General features: G+C 61.2%; 24 protein-coding genes. 15 read left to right on the forward strand and 9 right to left on the reverse strand.

Translation table 11 applies throughout. The features are described from left to right. The first annotated feature begins 38 nt into the window (after window positions 1-38). From AC2GXZ_RS02830 to AC2GXZ_RS02840, 3 genes are read left to right on the forward strand one after another with little or no spacing between them, the layout of a single operon-like run. On the forward strand, window positions 39-923 hold the full coding sequence (locus AC2GXZ_RS02830; RefSeq protein WP_483757599.1) for a heme/hemin ABC transporter substrate-binding protein: 885 nt from the start codon (window positions 39-41) through the stop codon (window positions 921-923). After that, a complete protein-coding gene (locus tag AC2GXZ_RS02835; protein WP_483757600.1) occupies window positions 923-2008 on the forward strand; it encodes a FecCD family ABC transporter permease in 1086 nt (361 codons plus the stop codon). Before AC2GXZ_RS02830 ends, AC2GXZ_RS02835 begins: the two co-directional genes overlap by 1 nt. Next, window positions 2005-2799: a heme ABC transporter ATP-binding protein gene (locus AC2GXZ_RS02840; RefSeq protein WP_483757601.1), complete on the forward strand. Its 795-nt coding sequence runs from the start codon at window positions 2005-2007 to the stop codon at window positions 2797-2799. Before AC2GXZ_RS02835 ends, AC2GXZ_RS02840 begins: the two co-directional genes overlap by 4 nt. Window positions 2800-2802: 3 nt before the next feature. Here AC2GXZ_RS02840 and AC2GXZ_RS02845 read toward each other — a convergent pair whose 3' ends face one another. After that, window positions 2803-3159 (reverse strand): YbaN family protein, encoded by a 357-nt coding sequence (locus tag AC2GXZ_RS02845; RefSeq protein ID WP_483757602.1) that lies wholly within the window; start codon window positions 3157-3159, stop codon window positions 2803-2805. A gap of 200 nt (window positions 3160-3359) precedes the next feature. Here AC2GXZ_RS02845 and galE point away from each other — a divergent pair, with 200 nt between their 5' ends. The 9 genes from galE (at window position 3360) to AC2GXZ_RS02890 (ending at window position 11909) form a co-directional block, all read left to right on the forward strand. After that, window positions 3360-4349 carry a UDP-glucose 4-epimerase GalE gene (gene galE, locus AC2GXZ_RS02850; RefSeq protein WP_483757603.1) on the forward strand — a complete coding sequence of 330 codons (990 nt, stop codon included), beginning with the start codon at window positions 3360-3362 and terminating at the stop codon, window positions 4347-4349. A 13-nt stretch (window positions 4350-4362) separates the two neighbouring features. Further along, window positions 4363-4758 carry a VOC family protein gene (locus tag AC2GXZ_RS02855; protein WP_483757604.1) on the forward strand — a complete coding sequence of 132 codons (396 nt, stop codon included), beginning with the start codon at window positions 4363-4365 and terminating at the stop codon, window positions 4756-4758. Between the two features lie 12 nt (window positions 4759-4770). Next, entirely contained in the window at window positions 4771-5466 is a 696-nt protein-coding gene (gene ung / locus AC2GXZ_RS02860) for a uracil-DNA glycosylase (RefSeq protein ID WP_483757605.1), read from the forward strand. Between the two features lie 143 nt (window positions 5467-5609). Beyond that, a complete protein-coding gene (locus tag AC2GXZ_RS02865; protein WP_483757606.1) occupies window positions 5610-6539 on the forward strand; it encodes a VOC family protein in 930 nt (309 codons plus the stop codon). A 63-nt stretch (window positions 6540-6602) separates the two neighbouring features. After that, complete coding sequence (locus tag AC2GXZ_RS02870; protein ID WP_483757607.1) at window positions 6603-7232, forward strand: alpha/beta hydrolase; 630 nt, start codon at window positions 6603-6605, stop codon at window positions 7230-7232. Window positions 7233-7324: 92 nt separating this feature from the next. Then, a complete protein-coding gene (locus tag AC2GXZ_RS02875; RefSeq protein ID WP_483757608.1) occupies window positions 7325-8749 on the forward strand; it encodes an aldehyde dehydrogenase family protein in 1425 nt (474 codons plus the stop codon). Next, the gene (locus tag AC2GXZ_RS02880; protein ID WP_483757609.1) at window positions 8739-9131 is read left to right on the forward strand and encodes a RidA family protein; all 393 of its coding nucleotides are present in this window, start codon (window positions 8739-8741) and stop codon (window positions 9129-9131) included. The genes AC2GXZ_RS02875 and AC2GXZ_RS02880 overlap by 11 nt, the downstream gene beginning before the upstream one ends. Before the next feature lie 136 nt (window positions 9132-9267). Continuing rightward, entirely contained in the window at window positions 9268-11184 is a 1917-nt protein-coding gene (locus tag AC2GXZ_RS02885; protein ID WP_483757610.1) for a diguanylate cyclase, read from the forward strand. A gap of 116 nt (window positions 11185-11300) precedes the next feature. Continuing rightward, window positions 11301-11909 (forward strand): YceI family protein, encoded by a 609-nt coding sequence (locus AC2GXZ_RS02890; protein WP_483757611.1) that lies wholly within the window; start codon window positions 11301-11303, stop codon window positions 11907-11909. Window positions 11910-11945: 36 nt separating this feature from the next. On the opposite strand, the gene AC2GXZ_RS02895 is transcribed toward AC2GXZ_RS02890, so the two are convergent. Beyond that, a complete protein-coding gene (locus AC2GXZ_RS02895) occupies window positions 11946-12515 on the reverse strand; it encodes a transglycosylase SLT domain-containing protein (RefSeq protein ID WP_483757612.1) in 570 nt (189 codons plus the stop codon). 217 nt (window positions 12516-12732) lie between these two features. On the opposite strand from AC2GXZ_RS02895, the gene AC2GXZ_RS02900 reads away from it, so the two are divergent. Continuing rightward, the gene (locus AC2GXZ_RS02900; protein WP_483757613.1) at window positions 12733-14070 is read left to right on the forward strand and encodes a DUF3422 family protein; all 1338 of its coding nucleotides are present in this window, start codon (window positions 12733-12735) and stop codon (window positions 14068-14070) included. 48 nt (window positions 14071-14118) lie between these two features. Here the strand turns inward: AC2GXZ_RS02900 and AC2GXZ_RS02905 are convergent, their stop codons facing one another. The 6 genes from AC2GXZ_RS02905 to AC2GXZ_RS02930 form a co-directional block, all read right to left on the reverse strand. Next, a complete protein-coding gene (locus tag AC2GXZ_RS02905; RefSeq protein ID WP_483757614.1) occupies window positions 14119-14709 on the reverse strand; it encodes an NAD(P)H-dependent oxidoreductase in 591 nt (196 codons plus the stop codon). After that, entirely contained in the window at window positions 14709-16115 is a 1407-nt protein-coding gene (locus AC2GXZ_RS02910; protein ID WP_483757615.1) for an FAD-binding oxidoreductase, read from the reverse strand. Before AC2GXZ_RS02910 ends, AC2GXZ_RS02905 begins: the two co-directional genes overlap by 1 nt. A 62-nt stretch (window positions 16116-16177) precedes the next feature. Continuing rightward, window positions 16178-17491 (reverse strand): cytosine deaminase, encoded by a 1314-nt coding sequence (locus AC2GXZ_RS02915; RefSeq protein ID WP_483757616.1) that lies wholly within the window; start codon window positions 17489-17491, stop codon window positions 16178-16180. Beyond that, entirely contained in the window at window positions 17491-18285 is a 795-nt protein-coding gene (locus AC2GXZ_RS02920; protein ID WP_483757617.1) for an ABC transporter permease, read from the reverse strand. Before AC2GXZ_RS02920 ends, AC2GXZ_RS02915 begins: the two co-directional genes overlap by 1 nt. Beyond that, window positions 18285-19106 carry an ABC transporter ATP-binding protein gene (locus tag AC2GXZ_RS02925; RefSeq protein WP_483757618.1) on the reverse strand — a complete coding sequence of 274 codons (822 nt, stop codon included), beginning with the start codon at window positions 19104-19106 and terminating at the stop codon, window positions 18285-18287. Before AC2GXZ_RS02925 ends, AC2GXZ_RS02920 begins: the two co-directional genes overlap by 1 nt. Window positions 19107-19309: 203 nt before the next feature. After that, window positions 19310-20326 carry an ABC transporter substrate-binding protein gene (locus AC2GXZ_RS02930; RefSeq protein WP_483757619.1) on the reverse strand — a complete coding sequence of 339 codons (1017 nt, stop codon included), beginning with the start codon at window positions 20324-20326 and terminating at the stop codon, window positions 19310-19312. A 192-nt stretch (window positions 20327-20518) separates the two neighbouring features. On the opposite strand from AC2GXZ_RS02930, the gene AC2GXZ_RS02935 reads away from it, so the two are divergent. Further along, entirely contained in the window at window positions 20519-21478 is a 960-nt protein-coding gene (locus AC2GXZ_RS02935) for a LysR family transcriptional regulator (RefSeq protein WP_483757620.1), read from the forward strand. Between the two features lie 22 nt (window positions 21479-21500). On the opposite strand, the gene AC2GXZ_RS02940 is transcribed toward AC2GXZ_RS02935, so the two are convergent. Next, window positions 21501-22289 (reverse strand): creatininase family protein, encoded by a 789-nt coding sequence (locus AC2GXZ_RS02940; protein ID WP_483757621.1) that lies wholly within the window; start codon window positions 22287-22289, stop codon window positions 21501-21503. A 251-nt stretch (window positions 22290-22540) separates the two neighbouring features. Here AC2GXZ_RS02940 and AC2GXZ_RS02945 point away from each other — a divergent pair, with 251 nt between their 5' ends. After that, window positions 22541-23065, forward strand: a complete 525-nt coding sequence (locus tag AC2GXZ_RS02945) for a transglutaminase-like cysteine peptidase (protein ID WP_483757622.1) — start codon at window positions 22541-22543, stop codon at window positions 23063-23065. The last annotated feature ends 13 nt before the right edge of the window (window positions 23066-23078 follow it).

The following is a 23078-nucleotide window of genomic DNA, read 5'->3' on the forward strand; positions in this document are numbered from 1 at the left end:
TCTTGCAAACCTGCGGCAGCGCGAATGGGTGGATCATCATGGCTTCCGTTTCCAGATTTGGGCGTCTGTTTGCATTGATTTTGACCGGTTCGGCCATGGCGGCGGGTACCGCATCGGCGGCCGACAAGGGTAATCCCGAAGCCAAACGCATCGTCTCCATCGGCGGTACGATCACCGAAATCCTCTATGATCTCGGGGCGCAGGACCGCATCGTTGCACGCGACTCGACCAGCTTCTTTCCTGCTGAAGCCAATTCCAAACCGGATGTCGGGTATATGCGGGCGCTTTCGGCGGAAGGTATTCTCGGGCAGAAACCGGACCTGATCCTGATGGAGGAAGGCTCCGGTCCGCCACCGGTTCTGGATATTCTCAAGGCCAGCGAAGTGCCGATGGTGGTCATCCCGACACCTCCGGAAGCCGGCAAGATCGGCCAGAAGATCCGCGATGTCGGTGCAGCGGTCGGCCTTGCCGAAAAGGCGGATTCCCTGGCGACGAAGACGGAAGCCGATCTGAAGAGCGTTGCAGATGACGTGGCGAAGATTTCCGGCGATAAGAAGAAGGTTCTGTTCGTGCTTTCGGTCTCCAACGGGCGGCTGATCGCCGGCGGTGCCGATACAGAGGCCGGCGCGATCATCGAAATGGCGGGCGGCATCAATGCGGCACCGACCGTCAACGGCTACAAGCCGATGTCGGATGAAGCGATCATTGCGGCAGCACCCGATGCCGTGCTGACCATGTCCCGCGGCGACCATGCCGTGACGCCTGAGCAGATGTTCGCGCTGCCGTCGATGCAGACGACACCGGCCGCAGCAGCCAGGTCGCTGGTCTCGATGGATGGACTGCTGCTGCTCGGCTTTGGCCCGCGCACGCCTGAAGCGGTGCGGGCGCTCGCGGCCAGGATCTATCCGGGCGCGATCAACTGATGGGCGCGCTCGCGATGCCGCTCGGCCAAGCGCGCGAGGGAGACCGGACCGCGCAGGGTGTGCTCGTTCTTATTCTGCTGGCCCTCCTTCTTTTCGTTGCCTGTCTGATCTCGCTGCATGTCGGTCCGACCGGTGTCGGTCTTTCCGATCTCTGGGCCTATGCGACGGGCAAGAGTGACAGTCTGACCACCCAGGAGCGGGTAATCCTTGAAGCTGTTCGCCTGCCGCGCACGGCACTCGGTCTGCTGGTCGGGGCTGGCCTGGCCGTCTCGGGCGCAATGATGCAGGGCCTGTTCCGCAATCCGCTCGCCGATCCCGGCATCGTCGGGGTGACCTCCGGAGCAGGGCTCGCCGCGGTTGCGGCGATCGTGCTCGGCAATGGCATTCTGGCGCCGCTTGCGATGCTGCTCGGCAACCAGTTCCTGCCGCTGATGGCGTTTTTCGGCGGGCTCATCAATACCTGGGCGCTCTACATCATCGCAACGCGCGATGGACGCACGTCGACGACCGCGCTGATCCTTTGCGGCATTGCCATCGGCGCATTGGCGGGTGCGCTGATGGGGCTTCTCATCGTTACGGCCGATGACCGGCAACTGCGCGATATCACCTTCTGGAGCCTCGGTTCACTGGGCGGCGCGACGTATGGCAGGGTGCTCTCCATCCTGCCGTTCATTGGGGCCGTGCTGGTTATCATTCCCTTCGTCGCTCGTGGCCTCGATGCACTGGTGCTCGGCGATGCAGCCGCCTTTCACATGGGCATTCCGGTGCAGCGGCTGAAGCGGATCGTCATTGTTGCGGTCGCCGCAGCCTGCGGTTCGACCGTCGCCGTTGCAGGCTCTATCGGTTTCGTCGGCATCGTCGTGCCGCATCTGTTGCGGCTTGCGATGGGGCCGTCACACCGGTTTCTGCTGCCGGGTTCGGCGCTCGGAGGCGGGGCGCTGCTGCTGATCGCCGACAGCGTGGCGCGCACGGTGTCTGCACCGGCCGAATTGCCGATCGGCGTCATTACCGCGCTGTTCGGCGCGCCGGTCTTCCTGTTCCTGCTGATCGGCAGGAACGGCATCGGGATGCGGGACCTGCCATGAGTGATGGAGTTATCATCGCCGACGAGGTGACCGTCAGCCGCTCTGGCCGGAAGCTGATCGACGGCATCAGCATCGCGTTAAAGCCAGGCCAGTTCACCGTGGTGATCGGCCCGAACGGCGCCGGAAAATCGACGCTGATGAAGGTGCTTTCCGGCGAGATGAAGCCGGATAGCGGTAGGGTTTCCTATTACGGCACAAGCGTCGATCTCTGCCAGCCGGTCGAGCTTGCCAAGCGGCGCGCGGTGCTGCCGCAGGCGACCCAGCTCGCCTTTCCGTTCACGGCCCTCGAAATCGCCCGCATGGGGGCGGTCGCACAGGGGGCTCTCAATCCGTCCGAAGAGGCGCGCAAGGCGCTGTCGCGCGTCGGCCTGCGCGGTTTCGAAAGCCGGCCTTATCCATCGATGTCCGGCGGGGAGCAGCAGCGCGTACAGTTCGCGCGGGCGCTGGCGCAGGTACCCCAACCACTCGTGGACGGAGTTCCGCGGGCGCTGTTTCTCGACGAGCCGACCGCAAGCCTTGACCTTGGCCACCAGATTTCGGTGCTGGAGACGGCTCGCGACTTCGCCTCGGCCGGCGGTACGGTGCTTGCCATCCTGCACGACCTGAACCTCGCGGCAGAGTTCGCCGATCATCTGGTCGTGCTCGACAATGGCAGGGTGGTGGCAGAGGGGGCCGGGCATGCGACGGTGAGCGACGAGATCATCGCAGCCGTCTATGGGATAGCAGGCGCGGTCGGTCGCGTACCTGCCGCGCACATTCCTTATGTGTTGCCGCAGTCGCGGCACCGGTGAGGTTTAAGCGCTCGGCCGTGTCAGCATGAAGATCGCCGGGCCGATCATGAAGGCTGCGACGAGGATGGCAAGCCATGCGGACGGGTGCGAACTGAACCAGAAGCCGAGATAACTCAGTGCCATCAGCGAGATCGCCATGATCTTCGCCCGTTTCGAGATTGCTCCGCGTTCGCGCCAGTTGCGCAGTGACGGGCCGAATGTCTTATGGTCCATCAGCCAGGCTTCAAGCTTCGGTGAGGAGCGTGCGAAACACGCGACGGCCAGCAGAAGGAACGGCGTCGTCGGCATGATTGGCAGGAAGGCGCCGATCACGCCGAGCGCGACGAACAGCCAGCCGAGACAGAGAAAGACGTATCGCATGAAGGGCCTATGGCGAAATCCTGAAGGTGACGGACAAGTTTGATTGCCGTGTCTTGATGGCAAAAGTCAATGGCTTCCTACAGGCGTTTCCCACAATGGGGCATGCCATTTTAAGCTGCTGTGCATGTGCAGCATACGCCCTTCCCATTTGATCGGCGGCGGTTATAGTGCCGCCGACTTCAACAACTCTTGAGGACATGATGTCGAAGAAGAAAGTGCTCGTCGTGGGCGGGGCCGGCTATATCGGGTCTCATACGTGTCTGGTGCTGGCGGAACGGGGCTATGAGCCCATCGTCTTCGATAATCTCTCTAACGGTCACGCGGAATTCGTCCGCTGGGGCGAGCTTGAGCAGGGCGATATTCGCGATCACGATCGTCTCGACGAGGTGTTTGCCAAGCACAAGCCGGAAGCGGTGCTGCATTTCGCGGCCCTGATCGAGGTGGGTGAATCGGTCAAGAACCCGGTGGGTTTCTACGATAACAACGTGGTCGGTGCGCTGACGCTGATGTCGGCTGCGATGAAGGCCGGCGTGAAGGCCTTTGTCTTTTCCTCGACCTGCGCAACCTACGGCCTGCCGGTGCAGGTGCCGATGGACGAGACGCATGGACAGGCGCCGATCAACCCCTATGGTCGCACCAAATACATCATCGAACAGGCGCTGAAGGATTATGGCCAGTATATGGGCCTGAAATCGGTCATGCTGCGCTATTTCAACGCCGCCGGCGCCGATTTCGAAGGCCGGATCGGTGAGTGGCATACGCCGGAAACCCATGCGATCCCGCTCGCCATCGAAGCGGCACTCGGCCGTCGCCAGGGGTTCAAGGTGTTCGGCGACGATTACGACACGCGCGACGGTACCTGTGTGCGCGACTATATCCATGTTCTCGATCTTGCCGATGCGCATGTGCGGGCCGTCGACTACCTGCTTGCCGGTGGTGAAATGGTGGAGCTCAATCTGGGCACGGGTACCGGAACGACCGTCAAGGAGCTGCTTTCGGCAATCTCCGATGTATCCGGCAAGCCGTTCCCGGTGGAATATGTCGGCCGTCGCGAGGGGGATTCGACCTCGCTGGTTGCCAATAACGACAAGGCGCGCGACGTGCTTGGTTGGGAGCCGCAATATACGCTGGCCGATATCATCAAGTCGGCCTGGGCGTGGCATTCGCGCTCCAACCACGTGATGCAATAAGGAAAGCAGACCCATGGCCAAGATGGTCCATTCGATGATCCGCGTTCTCGAAGAGGCACGGTCGGTAGACTTCTACGACAAGGCCTTCGGTCTCAAGGTCGCCAGCCGTGTTCCTTTTGACGGCTTCACGCTGATCTATCTGTCGAACCCGGAAATCGGGTTCGAACTGGAACTGACCGTCAATGCCGGCCGCAGCGAAGCCTATGATCTCGGCAACGGTTATGGCCATCTGGCGGTGACGGTCGAGGATATCGAGGCGGAATACAAGCGGTTTTCCGATCTCGGTCTGACCGTCGGCAAGCTGGTCGAGATGAAGCGTGAAGGCGGACGCTTCGCGCAGTTCTTTTTCGTCACGGATCCGGATGGCTACAAGACCGAAGTCATCCAGCGCGGCGGCAGGTTTCAGTAAGGGGTGAGGGTCATGGCGGACGGTGAGGTCAAGCTGGAAGAGAGCTGGAAATTCGCACTCGAAAACGAATTTGCAGATCCCTACATGACCGATCTCAAACGCTTTCTGGTGGCCGAGAAGCAGGCCGGAAAGAGAATCTTCCCAAAGGGTTCAGAGTATTTCCGCGCACTTGACCTTACCCCGCTCGACGAGGTGAAGGTGGTGATCCTGGGGCAGGATCCTTATCACGGGTTCGGTCAGGCGCATGGACTTTGTTTTTCGGTCCAGCCCGGTGTGAAGACGCCGCCATCGCTCGTCAATATCTACAAGGAAATGCAGTCCGATCTCGGTATCGCGCCGGCCAAACACGGCTTTCTCGAAAGCTGGGCGGAACAGGGCGTGTTGCTGCTCAACAGCGTGCTCACGGTGGAAGAGGGCAAGGCAGCGGCGCATCAGGGCCAGGGATGGGAACGGTTCACCGATGCGGTGATCCGCGCGGTCAATGACGAATGCGATGGCATCGTCTTCATCCTCTGGGGCTCCTATGCGCAAAAGAAGGCGGCCTTCGTCGATCAGGAGCGGCATCTGGTGCTGAAGTCTGCACATCCGTCGCCGCTCTCGGCGCATAACGGCTTTCTTGGCTCGCGGCCTTTTTCCAAGACGAACGACTATCTGCAGTCGATCGGCAAGGATGCGATCGACTGGCGCCTGCCGGAAAATGTTCAATAGGTGAACGCGTTTGGCTTAGCGTCAACGAAAAACGAACAATGCGTTCGGATGTGATCGTCTATCCAATCCCGGCCTGATCGACCAAATATCACCCCATGAACAGCGGGCCGCATGGGCGGCTCCGAAGGAACAAGGGGGTTGACATGCTTACCCAGATCAAGGGACTGCACCACGTCACGTCGATGGCTGCGAGCGCCTCCACCAACAACACGTTCTTTACCGATACGCTCGGCCTGCGCCGGGTGAAGAAGACCGTCAATTTCGACGCGCCGGATGTCTACCATCTTTACTACGGCGACGAGGTGGGCACGCCCGGCTCGGTGATGACCTATTTTCCTTTCCCGCATATCGCCCAGGGCCGTCCCGGCACCGGCGAAGTGGGCACGACCGTGTTCTCCGTGCCGGAAGGTTCGCTCGGTTACTGGACAGAGCGGCTCTCCAAAGCCGGCGCCGACGGCCTGAAGGCGGATGAAGCCTTCGGTGAAAAGCGCCTGCATTTTGCCGGTCCCGATGGCGACGGTTTCGCGCTGGTCGAAGTGAAGGACGACAATCGTGCACCCTGGATCGGCAACGGTGTCGGTGCGGAAGCGGCGATCCGTGGTTTCCATTCTGCCTCGATGCGGCTTCGCGACGAAGGCTCGACCTCCGAACTTCTGAAATTCATGGGGTACGAGCAGATCGACGCCAAGGATGGCGTCACGCGCTTCGGCATTCCGGGCGGCAATGGAGCGGATTTCATCGATGTCGAGACGATGCCTAATATTTCCAGCGCCCGTCTTGGCGCAGGTTCGGTGCACCACATCGCCTTTGCCGTCGAAAACCGGGCCAAGCAGCTCGAGGTCAGGAAGGCGCTGATGGATACCGGTTATCAGGTGACGCCGGTGATCGACCGCGACTATTTCTGGGCGATCTACTTCCGCACGCCGGGCGGCGTATTGTTTGAAATCGCCACCAACGAGCCGGGTTTCGACCGTGACGAAGATACAGCCCATCTCGGCGAGGCATTGAAGCTGCCGACGCAGCACGAGCATCTGCGCAAGGCGCTTGAGGAACATCTGGAGCCGATTGCCTGAGTGCATTCCGGTGTGATCGGAGCGGGGGGGCATCCCCCGCTCGAAAAAAATCAGGAGAAAACGATGAGTTACGACAGTTATCTGCACCGGGTGCGCCCCGGTGCGCCCGGATCGCCGATCCTGTTCGTCTTTCATGGCACGGGCGGCGACGAGAGCCAGTTCTTCGATTTCGGCAGCCGGCTTCTTCCGGGTGCTACGGTGGTTTCGCCGCGCGGCGATGTTTCCGAACATGGAGCAGCACGCTTCTTCCGGCGCAAGGCGGAAGGCGTCTATGATTGCGACGACCTTGCCCGTGCGACCGAGCGGATGGCCGACTTCATTGCCGCCAATCGCGAGCGCTACGAATCCTCGACCGTGCTGGGGCTCGGCTTTTCCAACGGGGCCAACATTCTCGCCAATATCATGATCGAGAAACCCGGCCTCGTGGAAGCAGGTGTGCTGATGCATCCGCTGATCCCGTTCCAACCGATGGACCGGAAGGCTGCGGAAACCGCGCATGTGCTGATTACCGCTGGAGAGCGCGACCCGATTTGCCCGGTGCCGATGACGAACGAGCTTGCCGACTATTACAGGCGGCAGGGTGATGTGGTGACGCTCGAATGGCATGCGGGCGGCCACGAGATCCGGCCGAACGAGATAGAGGCGATCAAGACGTTCATGGCGCCATATGGCGGACAGTCGCTCGACGTGTGATTGTCACGAAAGTCCTATCCGCGGGCTTGCGGAAACGCAGAAAGATGGCCGATAGTGCCATGATCAAGCGAAAGCAAGCCCCGGGGGACTTCATGAGCAATCACCTGAAATTCTTCATCAATGGCGAATGGGTGGCGCCTGTCACTCCCGCCGTGCTGGATGTCATCGATCCGTCGACGGAAGAAGCTTTCACGCAGATTGCGGTCGGCTCCAAGGCCGATGTCGACAAGGCCGTTGCCGCTGCCAAGGCAGCTTTTGCCAGTTTCTCGCAATGGTCCCAGGCTGAGCGGCTGGCGCTGCTCAAGCGCATTCTTGCCGAATACGAAAAACGTTCCGAGGATATTGCCCAGGCGGTCAGCCGTGAAATGGGCGCTCCCATTGCCTTTGCCCGCGATTCCCAGGTGGGAGCCGGTCACGGACACCTGAGTGCGACGATCACCGCGCTGGAAAATTATAAATTCACCGAGGATCGCGGCACGACGCAGGTCGTCAAGGAGCCGATCGGTGTCGTGGCGCTGATCACGCCGTGGAACTGGCCGCTCAACCAGATCACCTGCAAGGTCGGGCCGGCAATCGCCACCGGCTGCACGATGGTGCTGAAGCCGTCGGAAATCGCGCCGATCTCAGGTGTCATCTTCGCGGAAGTGATGGAGGCGGCGGGCGTGCCGAAAGGCGTGTTCAACATGATCAACGGCACCGGTCCGGATGTCGGGCAGGTGATGGCGGGCCATCCGGATGTCGACATGGTGTCGTTCACCGGTTCGACGCGGGCCGGCATCATCGTCGCCAAGACCGCGGCCGATACGGTCAAGCGCGTTGCACAGGAACTTGGTGGCAAGTCTGCGAACATCATCCTTGCTGATGCCGACATCGCACAGGCGGTGGCCGACGGCGTAACCGGTTGCTTCGGCAATTCCGGCCAATCCTGCGATGCGCCGACCCGCATGTTGGTGCCGCGCGACCGTCATGAGGAAGCGCTTGCCGCCGCCAAGGAGGCCGCAGAGAAACTCGTCACTGGTGATCCGACGGCTGACGGTATCGATCTCGGGCCGGTGGTCAGCAAGGTGCAGTTCGATAAGATCCAGCGGCTCATCGAAGCCGGTATTTCCGAGGGGGCAACGCTGGTCGCCGGCGGCCCGGGCCGGCCGGAAAACCTTAATCGCGGCTATTACATCCGGCCAACGGTCTTCGGCAACGTCACCAATGACATGACAATCGCGCGGGAAGAGATTTTCGGCCCCGTGCTGTCGATCCTGCCTTATGACAGCGAGGAGCAGGCGATCGAGATCGCCAACGACACGCCCTACGGGCTTGCCGCCTATGTGCAGGGCGAACCGGAACATGCGCGAAAGATCGCACCGAAACTGAGGGCCGGTTCGGTCTATCTCAACTATCCGGACTGGGACCTGTTCTCCTCCTTCGGTGGCTACAAGCAGTCCGGCAACGGGCGAGAATATGCCGACTGGGGCATGCACGATTTCCTCGAGATCAAGAGTGTCGTCGGTCATGGCAACTAAGGTTTTTAATCCGCCGTCGGTGCGCAAGCCTTTTGGCGCCTACAATCACGGCCTGCTCGTTCCTCCGGGAGCAAGCCTGCTCGTCACCTCGGGCCAGCTCGGGATTTCTGCGGACGAAAAAATCCCGGCCGATGTCGCAAGCCAGGCCGAGCTTTGCTTCCAGGCGATCGGCGCAATCCTTGAGGAGGCGGGAATGAGTTATGCGGATGTCATCCGGATTTCCGGCTTCGTCACCAGTCGCGAGGATTTTCCCGCCTATATGGCGGTTCGCGACCGCTTCACGCTTGAGCCGAAACCGGTTTCGACGCTCATCGTGGTCGGCGGCTTCACGCGTGCGGAATTTCTGGTCGAGGTCGAAGTCACCGCTGCGAAGGTTTTGTGATTTTTCCGAGCAAGATTCTGTTAACTCTGCTTAAAGCTTTTCGCGTGGGCGGCGATCTCCGCTAATCCATTATATCGCGTCCATCCGTAGATTGGGGTGGAGTCGGCACATATGGCTTCGTGCGAGGATTGAATTGTTGAATAGTCTTTGGGTGGGATTGCTCGCGAACATGGCGGTGGTGGCACTGGTCATTTCGCTGTGGTCGAATATCCGCCTGCCGATACTGGACCGCCAGGAGCCTTTGCGTGACTGGGCGTTTGGCGGACTGTTCGGCCTCGGTGCCGTTGGCGTGATGCTGATACCATTCCAGCTCAACGAAGGTTTCTTCATCGATCTCAGAATGCCGATGATCGGCACTGCTGCCTTTATCGGAGGCCCGATTGCCGGCTTGGTGACAGCCGTGATTGCGGCTGCATTTCGGCTTTATCTCGGTGGTGCCGGCGCGCTTGTCGGTCTTGCGGGCATTGCTATCGCCTGCGGTGCGGGGATTTTCGGCCACTCCCTCAAAGGACGCGATGCGCCAGGATTGAAGCAGAGCCTGTTGTTTGCGCTGGTCATGGCCATCTGCAGCATGGCGCCCGCCTTCATGGTCGCCTGGTCTCTGGACGTCTATACCGGCCCCCAGATCCGTCTTCCATTCATGACGCTGGTCTTCCTGGCGACATTGATGGCCTGTGCCGCACTGTCCAACGAACTCAAGCGGCGGCAGGCCGAAGAGCGCAACCACATGTATCGCCGGGTGATCGACAGTCTGCCGGAAGCGCTGAACGTGAAGGATCGCGAAGGGCGCTTCATCATGGCCAATCCGGCAACGGCGGCTCTGATGCAGGCGGAAAGCGCGGATGCCCTGATCGGCAAGACCGATTTCGATTTCTATTGCCCGGAAGTGGCCGCCGCGTTCCGGGCCGACGAGGTGAAGGCGATGCAGGCCGGCACTGCGATCGTCGAGGAGCAGACGCTCGCACGGCTCGATGGCAGCAAGTCCTATCTTTCGACGCTCAAGGCACCGTTCAACGACATAGACGGACGCAATGTCGGGCTGGTCACCCATAGCCGCGACATTACCGACAAGAAGCTGCTCGAGGCCGCATTGACACAAAGCGACCGACGTGCGGCCGAGGCGCTGTCGAGCATATCGGACGGGCTGGTGATGTTCGACAAGGACCTGACGCTCGTCTTCTGCAACGAGCGTTATCGCTCGATGTTTTCAGTGACGGCTGACCTTCGCGTGCCGGGTACGCCCGCGGCGGCGATCCTTTATGCCTCGATTGCACGCGGCGAGCTTGTCGGCATCCCGCAGGACAAGGTTGGACAGTGGGTGGACGGCGCGCTTGGCCGCTTGAGGCAGGGAGGAACGGTGCAGTTTCCGCTGGCCGATGGCCGGTGGATAGAGTCCCGTACGCGGCCGACGGCGGAGGGGGCGTGTTTCGTCATCTGCTCCGATATCACCGCATCAAAGCGGCACGAACTCGAGCTGCAGGATCTCAATGACAGGCTCGCCATTCTCGCCGAGACCGACAGCCTGACAGGGCTGCTGAACCGACGGGCTTTCGACGCTGTCATGGCCGAGGAATTCGGCCGGGTGGAACGGGGCGACGGTTCGCTGGCATTGCTGATGATTGACGTCGATTACTTCAAGCGTTTCAACGACACCTATGGACATGCAGCCGGCGATGGTTGTCTGCAGATGGTCGCGGACTGCCTGCGCGCGACGGCGCGCAGAACTGGTGATCGGGCGGCGCGTTACGGTGGCGAAGAAATGGCGCTGATCCTGCCCGATACCGATGAAAGGACTGCCGTCACGATCGCGGAGGAATTCTGCGAAAGGCTGCGGGGTCTCAATATTCCCCATACCGGAAGCGACAAGGGGATGGTCACGACGAGTATCGGCGTTGCGGCGCTCGGGCGCGGCGCTGTCGCGACGGATGCGGCCCGGCTGATCGCGCGGGCCGACGAAGCCCTCTATGCCGCCAAGCGGGATGGCCGTGACATCGTGCGGATATGGGAGCCGAGCCGCCCGCGGATCGTCCATTCGGATGCCGGCCGATTGTAACCGGATCGCGCGAGGACGTGTTCCATGCCGTGTTGCGATCGTGCTGCAGGCAGGCGACAAAGCCGGCTCAAGCCGGTAATAGTCAAACAGCCGATTCAGCCAGGAAATACAAGTCCATGAAATACCTCCAACTTCTTTCTCTGGTAGCGCTTCTGGCGACGTCAGCGGCAGCCGACGAGAAGCCGGCGGCAGCTCCTTCGGGTACCTATGTTTCCGATCCGGCGCATTCGAGCGTTACCTGGAAGATCAATCATCTGGGGCTTTCAAACTTTACGGCACGCTTTACCAGAATGTCGGCCGAGCTGGATTGGGACGCTGTCAGTCCGATTGGCTCAAAAGTCACGGCAGTGATCGATCCGACCTCCGTGCGCACCGACTATCCGTTTCCCGAGAAAGAGGATTTCGACAAGGAGATCGGCACGACCGACAAATTCCTCGCCGGTCAGGAGATTCGCTTCGTTTCCCATACTGTCGAGATGACCGGGGAAAAGCGCGGCGAGGTGACGGGCGACCTGACCTTTCGTGGACAGACGCATCCTGTGACGCTGAAGGTGACGTTCAACGGTTCGATGGCCGAGCAGCCTCGGGAAAAGACGCCGAAGATCGGTTTTTCGGCAGAGGCGGTGCTGAAGCGCAGCGACTGGGGCGTCGCGCCGCAGATAAAGTCCATCGGCGACGATATCACGATCATCATCGAGACCGAATTCCAGCCGGCCAAGACGTAGGCGGCCGGATCCGGCCCTTCGACCGCGTCGGAAGGCTTAGTAACCGCAACCTTTGAGCTGGCCGGCGTAGCGAGCGGCCATGCCGGCGGATTTTTTGGCTGTCTGCCTCAGGCTGCCGCTGAACTGGCCGCGATCATAACCGGCGTGGCCGGCGTAATAGGCAAGGTAGAGATTGTAGGCATCGTTGCGGGCAACGCCGTTGCGGGCGCTCGTCTGGTAATGATACCAGCCGACGAACCGGATGGCGTCGCCGAAATCGTTGCGGCGGGCGCCCCAGCGGCCGGTGGCACGCCTGTAGGTATCCCAAGTTCCGTCGAGCGCCTGGGCGTAACCGAAGGCCGAGGAGGCGCGCTTGCCGGGGATGAAGCCCAAGAACCATTTGCGTGGCGGACGGGCATTGGCCTGGAAACCGGACTCGACATAGATTGTCGCCATCAGGATCGGGACCGGCACGCCGTATTCGCTGGCGGCTGCGCGGGCCTGTCGCTCCCAGTTGTTGAAGAAGCCATCCCGCTGGTCGAAAATCGCGCAGGCGTTGGTGATCCTGCTCGGTGCGGTGGCGCAGCCGGCGAGAGAAAGGAGCGCGATGAAAAACGCAATACGCATCGCAGAAACTCGGGTCATATCCGATAGATGACTCCTAAGATTTAATGAAAAGTTTAAGCGATCGCTGCGGGCCGGCCGAATTCACAGCCGTATGCCCTTCCGGGCCCCGCGTGATAAAGGTTTCTGCGGCAAAGCGCCGCGTCGTGTGCTCACGTTCATTTGATAATAGTCAAGCGTGAAGATCTGGCCATTGTGGTGCAGACGTGGGGAATACCGAATGTCCAAGCGCAGCTTCTCGTTTCCGATCGCTGATGTCAGGGCGCGTGCGCTTGGCGAGATCCATGCGCGGCCCTACACGCTTTTGCCGCTGCCGCGGGTGGTTTTCCAGGTGGCGTTCCTGACCGACGAGAGCCTTGCCGCAGACCATGCCATTCTTGCCGAACTTTCGCTGGGGCAGGGGGTGCCGGCACCATCACCGGAGACCAGCCATCACACCATGACCTGGGGCAGCGGTACGTTGCGCTGGGAAAGGCATACGGAATTCTCGACCTATTTCTGGGATACGCCGGCGCCGGCAACCTTCGGCGCGGAGATTGCGGTCAATCCATTCGGCGCGAGCTTCAAGGCGCCCGGTCCATTCATCTCGGGCGTGCGGATCGAAATCCGTCCGGCGAGCGAGGACATTTCGGATGTCACGGCGCGGTTCGACCCGACCAGCCTCTGTCAGAGCATGGTGGCCGACGGTCATGCGACGCTGATCACCGATTTTCGCCAGGACGGCGATGGTCTGACGAAATTCCTGGTTCTCGACCACGGCATGACCGATGCGGCGCGCGGCATGCTCGCCCAGCGTATCCTCGATATCGAAACCTATCGGACGCTGGCGATGATGGGTCTGCCGCTGGCGCAGGGCCTGTCGCCGGAGATCCGTGAGATCGAGGCGCGGTTTACCGCGATCACCCAGCGGATGAAGCAGCATGCCCGAGACGAGGCGGATGCGATGCTGGCGGAAATCACCACGCTTGCAGCCGAACTCGAGGCCAATGCCGCGCTCAGCCTCTATCGTTTCGGTGCGAGCCGCGCTTACAACAATATCGTGCTGGACCGTGTCGGCATGCTGGCGGAAAAGGCCCTGCCGGGCAACGAGACGCTCGGCGCCTTCCTCAATCGCCGGCTGGCACCGGCGATGCGCACCTGCCAGTCGGTCGAGGAGCGGCAGATGAACCTGTCGCAGAAATTGACCCGTGCAACGGCGCTGCTGCGCAGCTGGATCGATGTCGACCTACAGAAATTCAACACCGAAATCCTCGCCTCGATGGACCAGCGCGCCCATTTGCAATTGCGCCTGCAGCAGACGGTCGAAGGCCTGTCGGTCGCGGCCATCTCCTATTACGTCATCGGGCTTGTCGGTTATCTCGCCAAGCTTACCCATTATGCGGGGCTCGATATTGCGCCGGAGACGCTGACGGGAGCGGCGGTCCCTGTCGTGGTCATCGCCATCTGGCTGCTCGTCCGGCGCATCCGCAACAGCCATAACGACGATAGCGGCCGCAAGCTCAGCTGGCGTCAACGCCGGCTTGAGGCGCGCGAGACCGGCAAACGCGCGGCGGTTTAGCGCTTTGATCCAACAGCCGAAGACGGTTTTTGGATAGGACGTTGTGGATCAGAATGTCTGCATCGCTTTCCGGACCTTTGCTAGGAACGCTGCGCGGGTTTCGGCTGTGCAATTGTTCATGTCGTAATGGGCAAGGTAGGTGACGCCGCGGGCCGGATTGGTGACGGCGCGCAGCACGCGGGTGGCGAGCTTGCGTGGCGGATCGCCGGCGAGAAAGGCGCGCCAGCGATTGCCGCCATAGGTGGTGACGACGGCAAGCTTCCTGATATTGGTGAGCTTGCGGGTTAGCTTGCCATGGTCCCCACCCTCCATGTCGAAGGTGACGCCGGGCAACCAGACGCGGTCGAAATAGCCCTTCAGCATCGCCGGCCAGCCGAAATTCCAAACCGGGGTGACGATGACCAGCGCATCGGCTGCCCTTAATCTTTCGACATAGGCACGGACAGGTTCGATATTCTCCGGCACCGTGTGATAACCAAGCCGTTCTTCCCGCGACAGGACAGGGTTGAAGTTTTCAGCGTAGAGGTCGCAGTCATCCACCTCGTGCCCGGCCTTCTTCAGCGTTTCGCGAACCTCGGCATGCAGGGCCGAACCGAAGCTCGATTCGACCGGGTGGGAGTGGATGACCAGGATCTTCATCAGCCACCTGCCGATGCGAGACCGGGAAAGAGATAGTTCTCGCCGGCGGAAAAATCGAAATCCGGGTTTTCCCAGGCGATCATCTTGCCGGGGTTGAGCAGGCCCTTCGGATCGGTCTCCTTCTTGAAGGCCAGCTGCACCACGTCGGTCTGCTTCATGCCGCCTTCCTCCAGCGTGTAACGGTGCGGATTGAAGATCGGGCAACCATTGTCCTGATGGATCCTGATGATCTCCTCCAGCCGTTCCTCACTGGTGAAGCGGACGAGCGGCAGGCCGGAGCACTGGATGCGGCCGTCGAATTTCAAAAATTCGAGATGTCCCGGCACTTCATCGCCGAAGATTTCGGTCATCTTCGCTACCTTTTCGACATGGTCGGGGCCGGGATACTGGACCTGCAGATAGGTGAAGCTCGGATCGACTTTCAGCGCCCGCAGCGTCGTGTGGTTCCAGGCCAATTCATAGGCATGCGGGATGCCCTTCATGCTCTCCACCTTGTCGGAGCGGAACAGCATCTCGGCCTTCTGGCGTTCGGCAAAGGCTGCGAAGGCATCGATCGACTGCGGCGCCACCATGAAGACGCAGATCGACTGGTCGCGGTGGCGGATGAACGGCTTGTGGCGGGGGAAATAGTCATAAGGGATCGGGGCGGCGATCGGGGCGATTTCCTTGACGAGGATACCGTTCTTGTGAGCGACGGCATCGCCGAAGCGCACGGCATCCATGAAGTCATCGAAGCCGACCAGAACATCGACCCAGTCATAGGCCGGGGCAAGCGGCATTTCGACCTCGGTGATGATGCCGTTGGTGCCATAGGCGTGGGTGACCTTCTGCAGGTCCCAGGCGGTGAGTTCCAGCACCTTGGGCTCGGCTTCCATCGTCACCACGCGCAGGCGCAGAATGTTGCCGAGGTCGCGCAACCCGCCCCAGTGGATCGAGCCGACACCGCCGGAGCCGCCGGCGATGAAACCGCCGATCGTTGCCGTCTGGGCGGTGGACGGGTGGAAACGCAGTTCCTGGCCCGAATGGGCGCGGGTCTGGCGGTCGAGTTCGGCAATCACGATGCCGGGCTCGGCGATGACGCGGCCGGGGTGGATTGCCCTCACCTGGTTCATGTTGATGAGGTTGAGCACGATGCCGCCAGAAAGCGGCATGGCCTGGCCGTAATTGCCGGTGCCGGCGCCGCGCGGGGTAACGGGCACGCCATGGGCATAAGCGACCTTGAGGGTGCGGATCACCTCTTCCTCGCTCTTCGGCGAGACGACGAGATCGGCGGTGACCGTGTCGAGCTGGCGTTTGAGGACCGGGGAATACCAGTAGAAATCGCGGCTCTTCTGGCGCACCAGCGCCGGATTGTCCTCCAGCGCGATACCTTCGAGATCCTTCTTTATCTGTTCGTAGTCGGCCATGTCAGTTCTTCTTTCCGGCCATCACGCCATCCGAATGCGGGCTTGCCGCCAGCGGCGCATGGTCACTTATCCAAAATCGGGTCCAGGTCACGGTAATCCGGCAGGCGACGGTCGATGCCCTTGCCATTCCGCATCACGATGCGGTCGGCCTGCGGACGAGAGAGGAATTCGCTCCAGCGGCGGGCGCTGAACAGAACGAGATCGGCAGGAAGCCCGGCTGCGATGCGGCCGATATCCGGCCGGCCGAGAATGTCGGCCGGCGAGGTGGTGACGATGCGCGCCGCCTCATCGAGCGGGTGGTCGAGATGCAGGATGCGGATTGCCTCGCGCAGAACTTCGACAGCATCGAGATCGCCGTAGGCATAGAACGGATCGCGGGTATTGTCGGAGGAGACGGCAGTCGGCACACCGGCAGCCGCCAGTTCCTTGAACAGCGTGGTGCCGCGCCAGCGCGGCGTGCGTCCTTCGTGGCGGTCCTGCAGATACATGTTGCACATCGGCAGCGAGACGACAGAAATGCCGGCCTTCGCCACCTTGTCGATGACGCGTCTGGCCGTGTCTTCGTCCTGTCTCGCCAGCGAGCAGCAATGGCCGACGGTGACCGAACCCTCGAAGCCGAGGCGCAGCTTGGTATCGGCGATGGCTTCGAGCGTCAGGACTTCGCGATCCTCGGTCTCGTCGACATGGAAGTCGATATCGAGGCCATTGTCGGCAGCGGCGCGGAAATGGGTTTCGAGGATGCGATCGAAATCCGGCAGGAGGCGAGTGGCGCCGCCGAGCAGTCCGCCATGCCGTTTCGCCGTGGCGACGATCGGGCCGAAGATCGCTTCATCCAGCACGCTTTCGAGCGGCAGGAGGGCGACGGCCTGAAGCTCGATGCGGCCTTTCCACTCCTCGCGGATTTCGGAGAATAGCGGGAAGGAAATATCCGGCTGCGGCGGGATGCTGTCGAGATGGGTGCGGATCAGCTTGGTGCCGTGGGCGTAGGCGCTCTTCAGGGCAAATTCCATGCGGGCGCGCATGTCTTCCGCGGACCAGTTTGCCATGCGGTCGGCACGAACGTTTTCGAGCGCGCCCATGAAGGTGCCGTCCGGGTTCGGCCGGCGGTCCCAGAAATGGCCCTTGTCGAGATGGGTATGCATGTCGACGAAACAGGGAAAGACCATGCCGTCGCGCAGGTCCGCATAGGGAAGATCGGTGGGCGCGGTGCTGGCCGGGAGGATCGCCTCGACCTTGCCATGGGCGATGACGAGATCGGCTGAGACCAGCCCTTGTCTTGCCGGGGCGTCGAAACCTTCGACGCAGATCGCCGGCAGGGTGACGTTGGACAGCGCGAAGCGGTCCGCCTCGGGGAGGGACATGAATTCATTGGCCATCAGTTTTCCCTCTTCAGGCTGCTCTCATGCCAGCGGTGCAGGAAGAACCAGGAAATGAGGGAGGTGATGCAGAAGATGACGACGCCGAGCAGCGACAGGAGGATGAGGGCTGCAAACAGGCGGGGGATGTTGAGGCGGTATTGCGCTTCGAGAAGCCGGAAAGCGAGGCCGGAGCCGGCACCGGCGGAACCGGCGGCAAATTCGGCGACGACGGCAGCAATCAGCGCCAGTCCGCCGCCGATCCTCAGGCCGGTCATGAAATAGGGGAGCGAGGAGGGCAGTTTCAGGTAGATCAGCGTCTGCCAGCGGGAAGCGCCGTAGAGGTCGAACAGGTTCAAGAGGTTATGATCGACGCTTTTCAGGCCCTGCACCATGTTGGAAAGGATCGGGAAAAAAGCGACGAGGAAGGCGCAGATCAGCAGCGCGACCTGCGTCGTCGGGGCATAGATCAGGATCAGCGGCGCGATCGCCACCACCGGGGTCACCTGCAGGATGACAGTGATCGGGTAGAAGGCGAGCTCGATCCATTTCGACTGGACGAGGAAGATGGCGATGCCGACGCCGCCGATCAACGCCAGTGCCAGCGCCTGGAGGGTAATCTTGGCCGTGACCAGCAAAGCCGGCGACAGCGTGCCCCAGTCCTTGATCAGCGAAGCCCAGACGGCGGCGGGGCCGGGCAGGATATATTGCGGCACCGCGTAAGCCGTGACGATCGCCTGCCAGATCAGGATGAGGCAGACAACGACCGCGATCGGGATCAGCGTGCGGATGAGGATATCGGTTTTACCGGCCATCAGTGTTCGCCTCCGCCGATTGCCTCGATCAGCATGTTGGAGACCTTTTCGCAGGCCTGCCGATAGTCTTCCGAGGTGCGGTAATGGGCATCGCGTTCCATGCTGGTGACGAGCGGGAAATCGGCATGGACACGGCCGGGGCGGGCTTTCATCACCACGATGCGGTTCGACAGATAGGCGCTTTCGAACACCGAATGGGTGACGAAAACGACGGTAATGCCGGTCTCCTTCCACAGCCTAAGCACATCGTCGTTGAGCTTCTGGCGGGTGATTTCATCAAGGGCTGCAAAGGGCTCGTCCATCAGCAGAAGTTTTGGCCGTGTGACCAGCGCGCGGGCGATCGAGACGCGCATCTTCATGCCGCCCGAAAGTTCGCGCGGATAGGCTTCGGTAAAATCCTTGAGCCCGACCGTTTCCAGCGCCTTGATGATTTCTTCGCGGGCGGCGGCCCTGGAGACGCCGCGCAGTTTCAAGGGCAGGTGGACATTGCCGAACACGGTCTGCCAGGGCATCAGCGTCGGCTCCTGGAAAACGAATGAAATATCGCCGTCCGGAAGTCCCTTGGAATTGATGCGCGAGCTTGGCCAGTCGATCGTGCCGGAAGAAGCCTCGCCGAGGCCGGCGATGATGCGCAAGGCGGTCGACTTGCCGCAGCCGGACGGGCCGAGCAGGCTGACGAATTCGCCGCCCTCGACGGTGAGCGACATGTCGGACAGTGCGACCGTGCCGCTGGAGAACTGCTTGGAGACGCTGCGCATGGCAACGAGCGGCCGTTTGCGGGCTTCTGCAGAGGTAGGCGTCGGAACTGGCGACAGGGTCATTGCGAGCCTTGAGGAGATGTCTGCGTGATTTGCCTTACCCTAATGCGTCCACCTCGCACGAAGCCAGAGCATAGGACGCAGGCCACGCATATGGGCGCCGGAAGGAGCTGGCTAATCCCTTCTCCCCGCCAAAACAGGGAGAAGGGTCCGAAGGGCGCGGCAGGTGAGGGGCGGGGTTATCCCCCCTCCAGCCAGTCACATGGTTACTTCTTCAGAGCCATGCCCACGCCCTTGCAGACGAACTTGCTGGTATAAGCCTGCTTGTAATCGAGATCCTTGGGCTCGACGCCGATCGCCACCATTTCCTCGAAGAACTTCTTGTAGCGGTCGTCGGTGATGCAGCCGATGCCCTTGGTCAAAGCCTCGCCGGATTCCAGAATGCCGTATTCCTTCATCTTGGCGATGGAAAAGGCGATCTGACCATCCGTCATTTCCGGATTGTCCTTCTTGATCAGGTCGTTGCCGGCCTTGTTGTCACCGTAGAGATAAGTGTACCAGCCTTCGAGCGAGGCATCGACGAAGCGCTGGACCATGTCCGGCTTCTCGTCGACGGTTTTCTGCATGGCGGTGATCATCGTCGAATAAGGGGCAAAGCCGGCATCGGCCAGGAGGAAGACCTTCGGTTTCCAGCCGGCCTGCTTTTCGATCTCATAGGGTTCGGAGGTGAGGTAACCCTGCTGTGCCGACTGCTTGTCGGCGATGAAGGGGGCCGGGTTGAACGTGTATGGCTTGTACTGTTCTTCCTTGAAGCCCGGATAATGCTTCTTCATCCATTCGAAATAGGTCGAAAAACCTTCCTGAGCCATGAATATGGTCGTCAGCTTGGTCATGTCCTCGAACTTGTCGATGCCGGCATCGGGATGCGCCATCAGCACCTGTGGGTCCTTCTGGAAGATCGAGGCGACGCTGACCAGAGGGATACCTTCCTTGCGGGCATCCATGTCGCCCAGCTGGCCGCCCATGTAGAAATCGACCTTGCCGGCAATCAGCAGCGCGCGGTTGGCGGCATTCGGGCCGCCCTGGACGATCTTCACTTTCAGGCCGTGCTTTTCATAGGTGCCGTCGGCAACGGCCTGGTAGAAACCGCCATGTTCCGCCTGGGCCAGCCAGTTGGTGCCGTAGGATACTTCGTCGAGCGCCAGTGCCGGCGCTGCCGCCACGGCTGCGGCGGTGAGACCGAGCGCTGCGATAAAACTCTTCATCATCAAAGTATTGGACATTATCGCTTCGTTCCCCTGTTAAACCCTGCGGCATCGTGGGAGTGCCTGTTATCGCACATTTGAGCGGTTGCCTCGATCTTTGAAAAGCATCAAAATTCGTTCGCATCGATGCCTTTCAGGCATCGCTCATGAAAACGCTCCCAAGAGGCTTTCGAAGGGGCGAAAAATGCCGAAATGGGGGATTTATCCGGCATGCTGCATTCTCGAAAACTGCAATATATCGACGAGATCGCCCGCTGCGGTTCGATCCGCAAGGCCGCCGCCCGGCTGAATGTCGCCTCGTCGGCGATCAACCGGCAAATCCTGGCGTTGGAAGAAGAGCTGGGCGTGCCGATCTTCGAGCGCATGCCGCGCGGACTGAAGCTGACGGCGGCGGGCGAGCTCTGCATCGACCATATCCGTGAAGTGCTGAAAACCTATGAGCGGATGGAATCGCGCATTCGCGGCCTGAAGATGCCACAGGTCGGCAGGGTCTCGCTGGTGGCGACCGTCGGGCTGGCGGCCGGGCCCTTGCCGGAAATCATCGCCCGCTTCGTTGCCCAGCATCCGCGGGTCCATGTGCACCTGCGCAATGACGGGCCGGCGACGACATTGTCGCCGGTTCTGGCCGGCGAGGTGGATATCGGCCTCGGCTTCAACATTCCGGCAACGCCGGGTATTCGAACGCTGGCCAATTTCGACATTCCGATCGGCGCCGTCATGCCGCCCGGCCACAGGCTGGCCGGCGAGGGGCCGATCGATCTCGCCGATGTGGCGCAGGAGCCGCTGGTGCTTGCCCAGACCGGCACCAGCCTGCGCAACGTCATCAATCTCGCTTTTGCGCCGCTCTCGGTCGCTGTTCAGCCGGTTGTCGAAACCAATGCGTCGGACATGCTGAAACAGCTCGTCAAGCTCGGCACGGGGCTGACATTGCTCAACCCGCTCGACGTGCTGCCGGAATGCCGGCGTGGCGAACTGGTATTCAGGCCGCTCGCCGGCCCGCATCCGCGCCACCAGCCGATGAAGCTTTTTGCCCGGTCGCGCTCGACGCTCGACACCGCGACCAGCCTGTTTATCGAATTCCTGCTTGGCGAATTGGCGGAGATGGTGGCCGAGCTGGAGGCGAAGGGCCATGTGCCGCCACAGCGCCAGCCCGAGCGTCAGGAAGCGTAAGCGGTCATTTCACATAGAGCCGTTATTTCACATAGAGATTGTCGAGCGGGTAATCCCTCAGCGCGCGCAGCAATTCGATGAAACCTGCCACCTGATGGCGGCAGATGGCGGCGCCCTTTTCGGCGGTGCCGGCTGCCGCATTGCCGACGACGCCGTTGGGGTTGAGGTCATGGGCGAGCCAGGAGAGGACATGCGGCGGGGCAGGTTGCAGATAGGGCGACCGGCTTTCGGCAGCGGAGACAAAGTTTTCCGCGTTCTCCATCCGCACAAGCTCGGGGCGGAAATGCAGCATCAGCGAGGTTTCCACCTCACCGCCGTGGATGCCGTATTTCTGCTCGTGGTCGGAGATCATGCCGGGCGGATTGCCGAAACGGCCCCATTGGGTGCTGGCGACGACCATCTGGTAACGGACGCGCAATTCGCGGCCGACAATGCTCATGATATCGACATTGCCGCCATGGGAATTGACGATGGCGAGCTTGCGAATGCCGGCTTCGGCCACCTTGGCGCCGATCGCCGTCCAGGCGGGGATGAGGATTTCTGGGCCGAAGGAAAGCGAGCCCGGGCCATAGACATGTTCGTTGGCCTTGCCGATTTCCTGGGTGGGCAGAACGAGGAAATCGAGATCGTCCGGCCGCTGGTCTTTCAGTTCGCCCAGCATGCCGTTGGCGATGGCGACGTCGGTCGCGACCGGCAGATGGGGGCCATGCTGTTCGGTCGAGGCGATCGGCAGAATGGCGATGGTCTTTTCCGGCACAAGTCCGGCAAAATCGAGCGTGTTGAGTTCATTCCAGTAAAACGGCTTGGCCATTCTGTCTTCGCCTTCGTCTCTGTTCGGAACAGGGGTAGGAGATCGGGCCGATCGCGAAAAGCATCAATTTCCGCCTGCGGTGCTGCTTTTTTGCGTTCGCGACGGGGATCGTCTGTGCCAAGCCGGGAAAAAATCGGATTTCGCTAAAATTGCATCTTTCCATTTAATGCCGCCGAAAAGCTGTGGGGCCTATTGTCGTGCCATAACGAAACGAGATGGCCAGAGAGCCGTCCGCAAACAGGGTTCGGGCAATGATCAGGAAGCTTATCATTTCGGCGGCCGTTCTGGCCGCGCTTATTCATGGCAAGGAAGCCAATGCCGCCGGTCCCGGCGGTTTTGCGCGTGATCTTGCCTCCACTGTCGTCGCACATGCCGATGCGGCCGCTGCGGCGCCCGTCAGGCGTCAGGCCGACGATTTCACCACAGCGCAGCGCAGCGAGATCATCGGCATCAGCGCTGCGGTGGATGAGGCGATCGGCGCGGTTGATGCCTATCTGGATCTGTTCGCGAATGACGAGGTCAAGGCTGCGGCACCTCAGGGCTGTTTCGACTGCGCCGATATCAAGCGCGATCAACTGACCGGCCTCGGCTGGTCGGCTTCGGTGATGCGGATCGCCTATGCGATCTCTGCCGAGGGTCGTATCGAGCGTGTGCTGGTGGTCGAGACGGCGCTTGGCGACCTGATCGTCGGCGATGGCAGGCCCGTATTTGCCGACGGAGGCGATGCACATCTTCATGCGATCTCGGACAAGTCGCCAGCCTATTACGACATCTGAGCGGCGTGCCGCT

Source organism: Aliirhizobium sp. YIM B11859 (genome assembly GCF_057163345.1).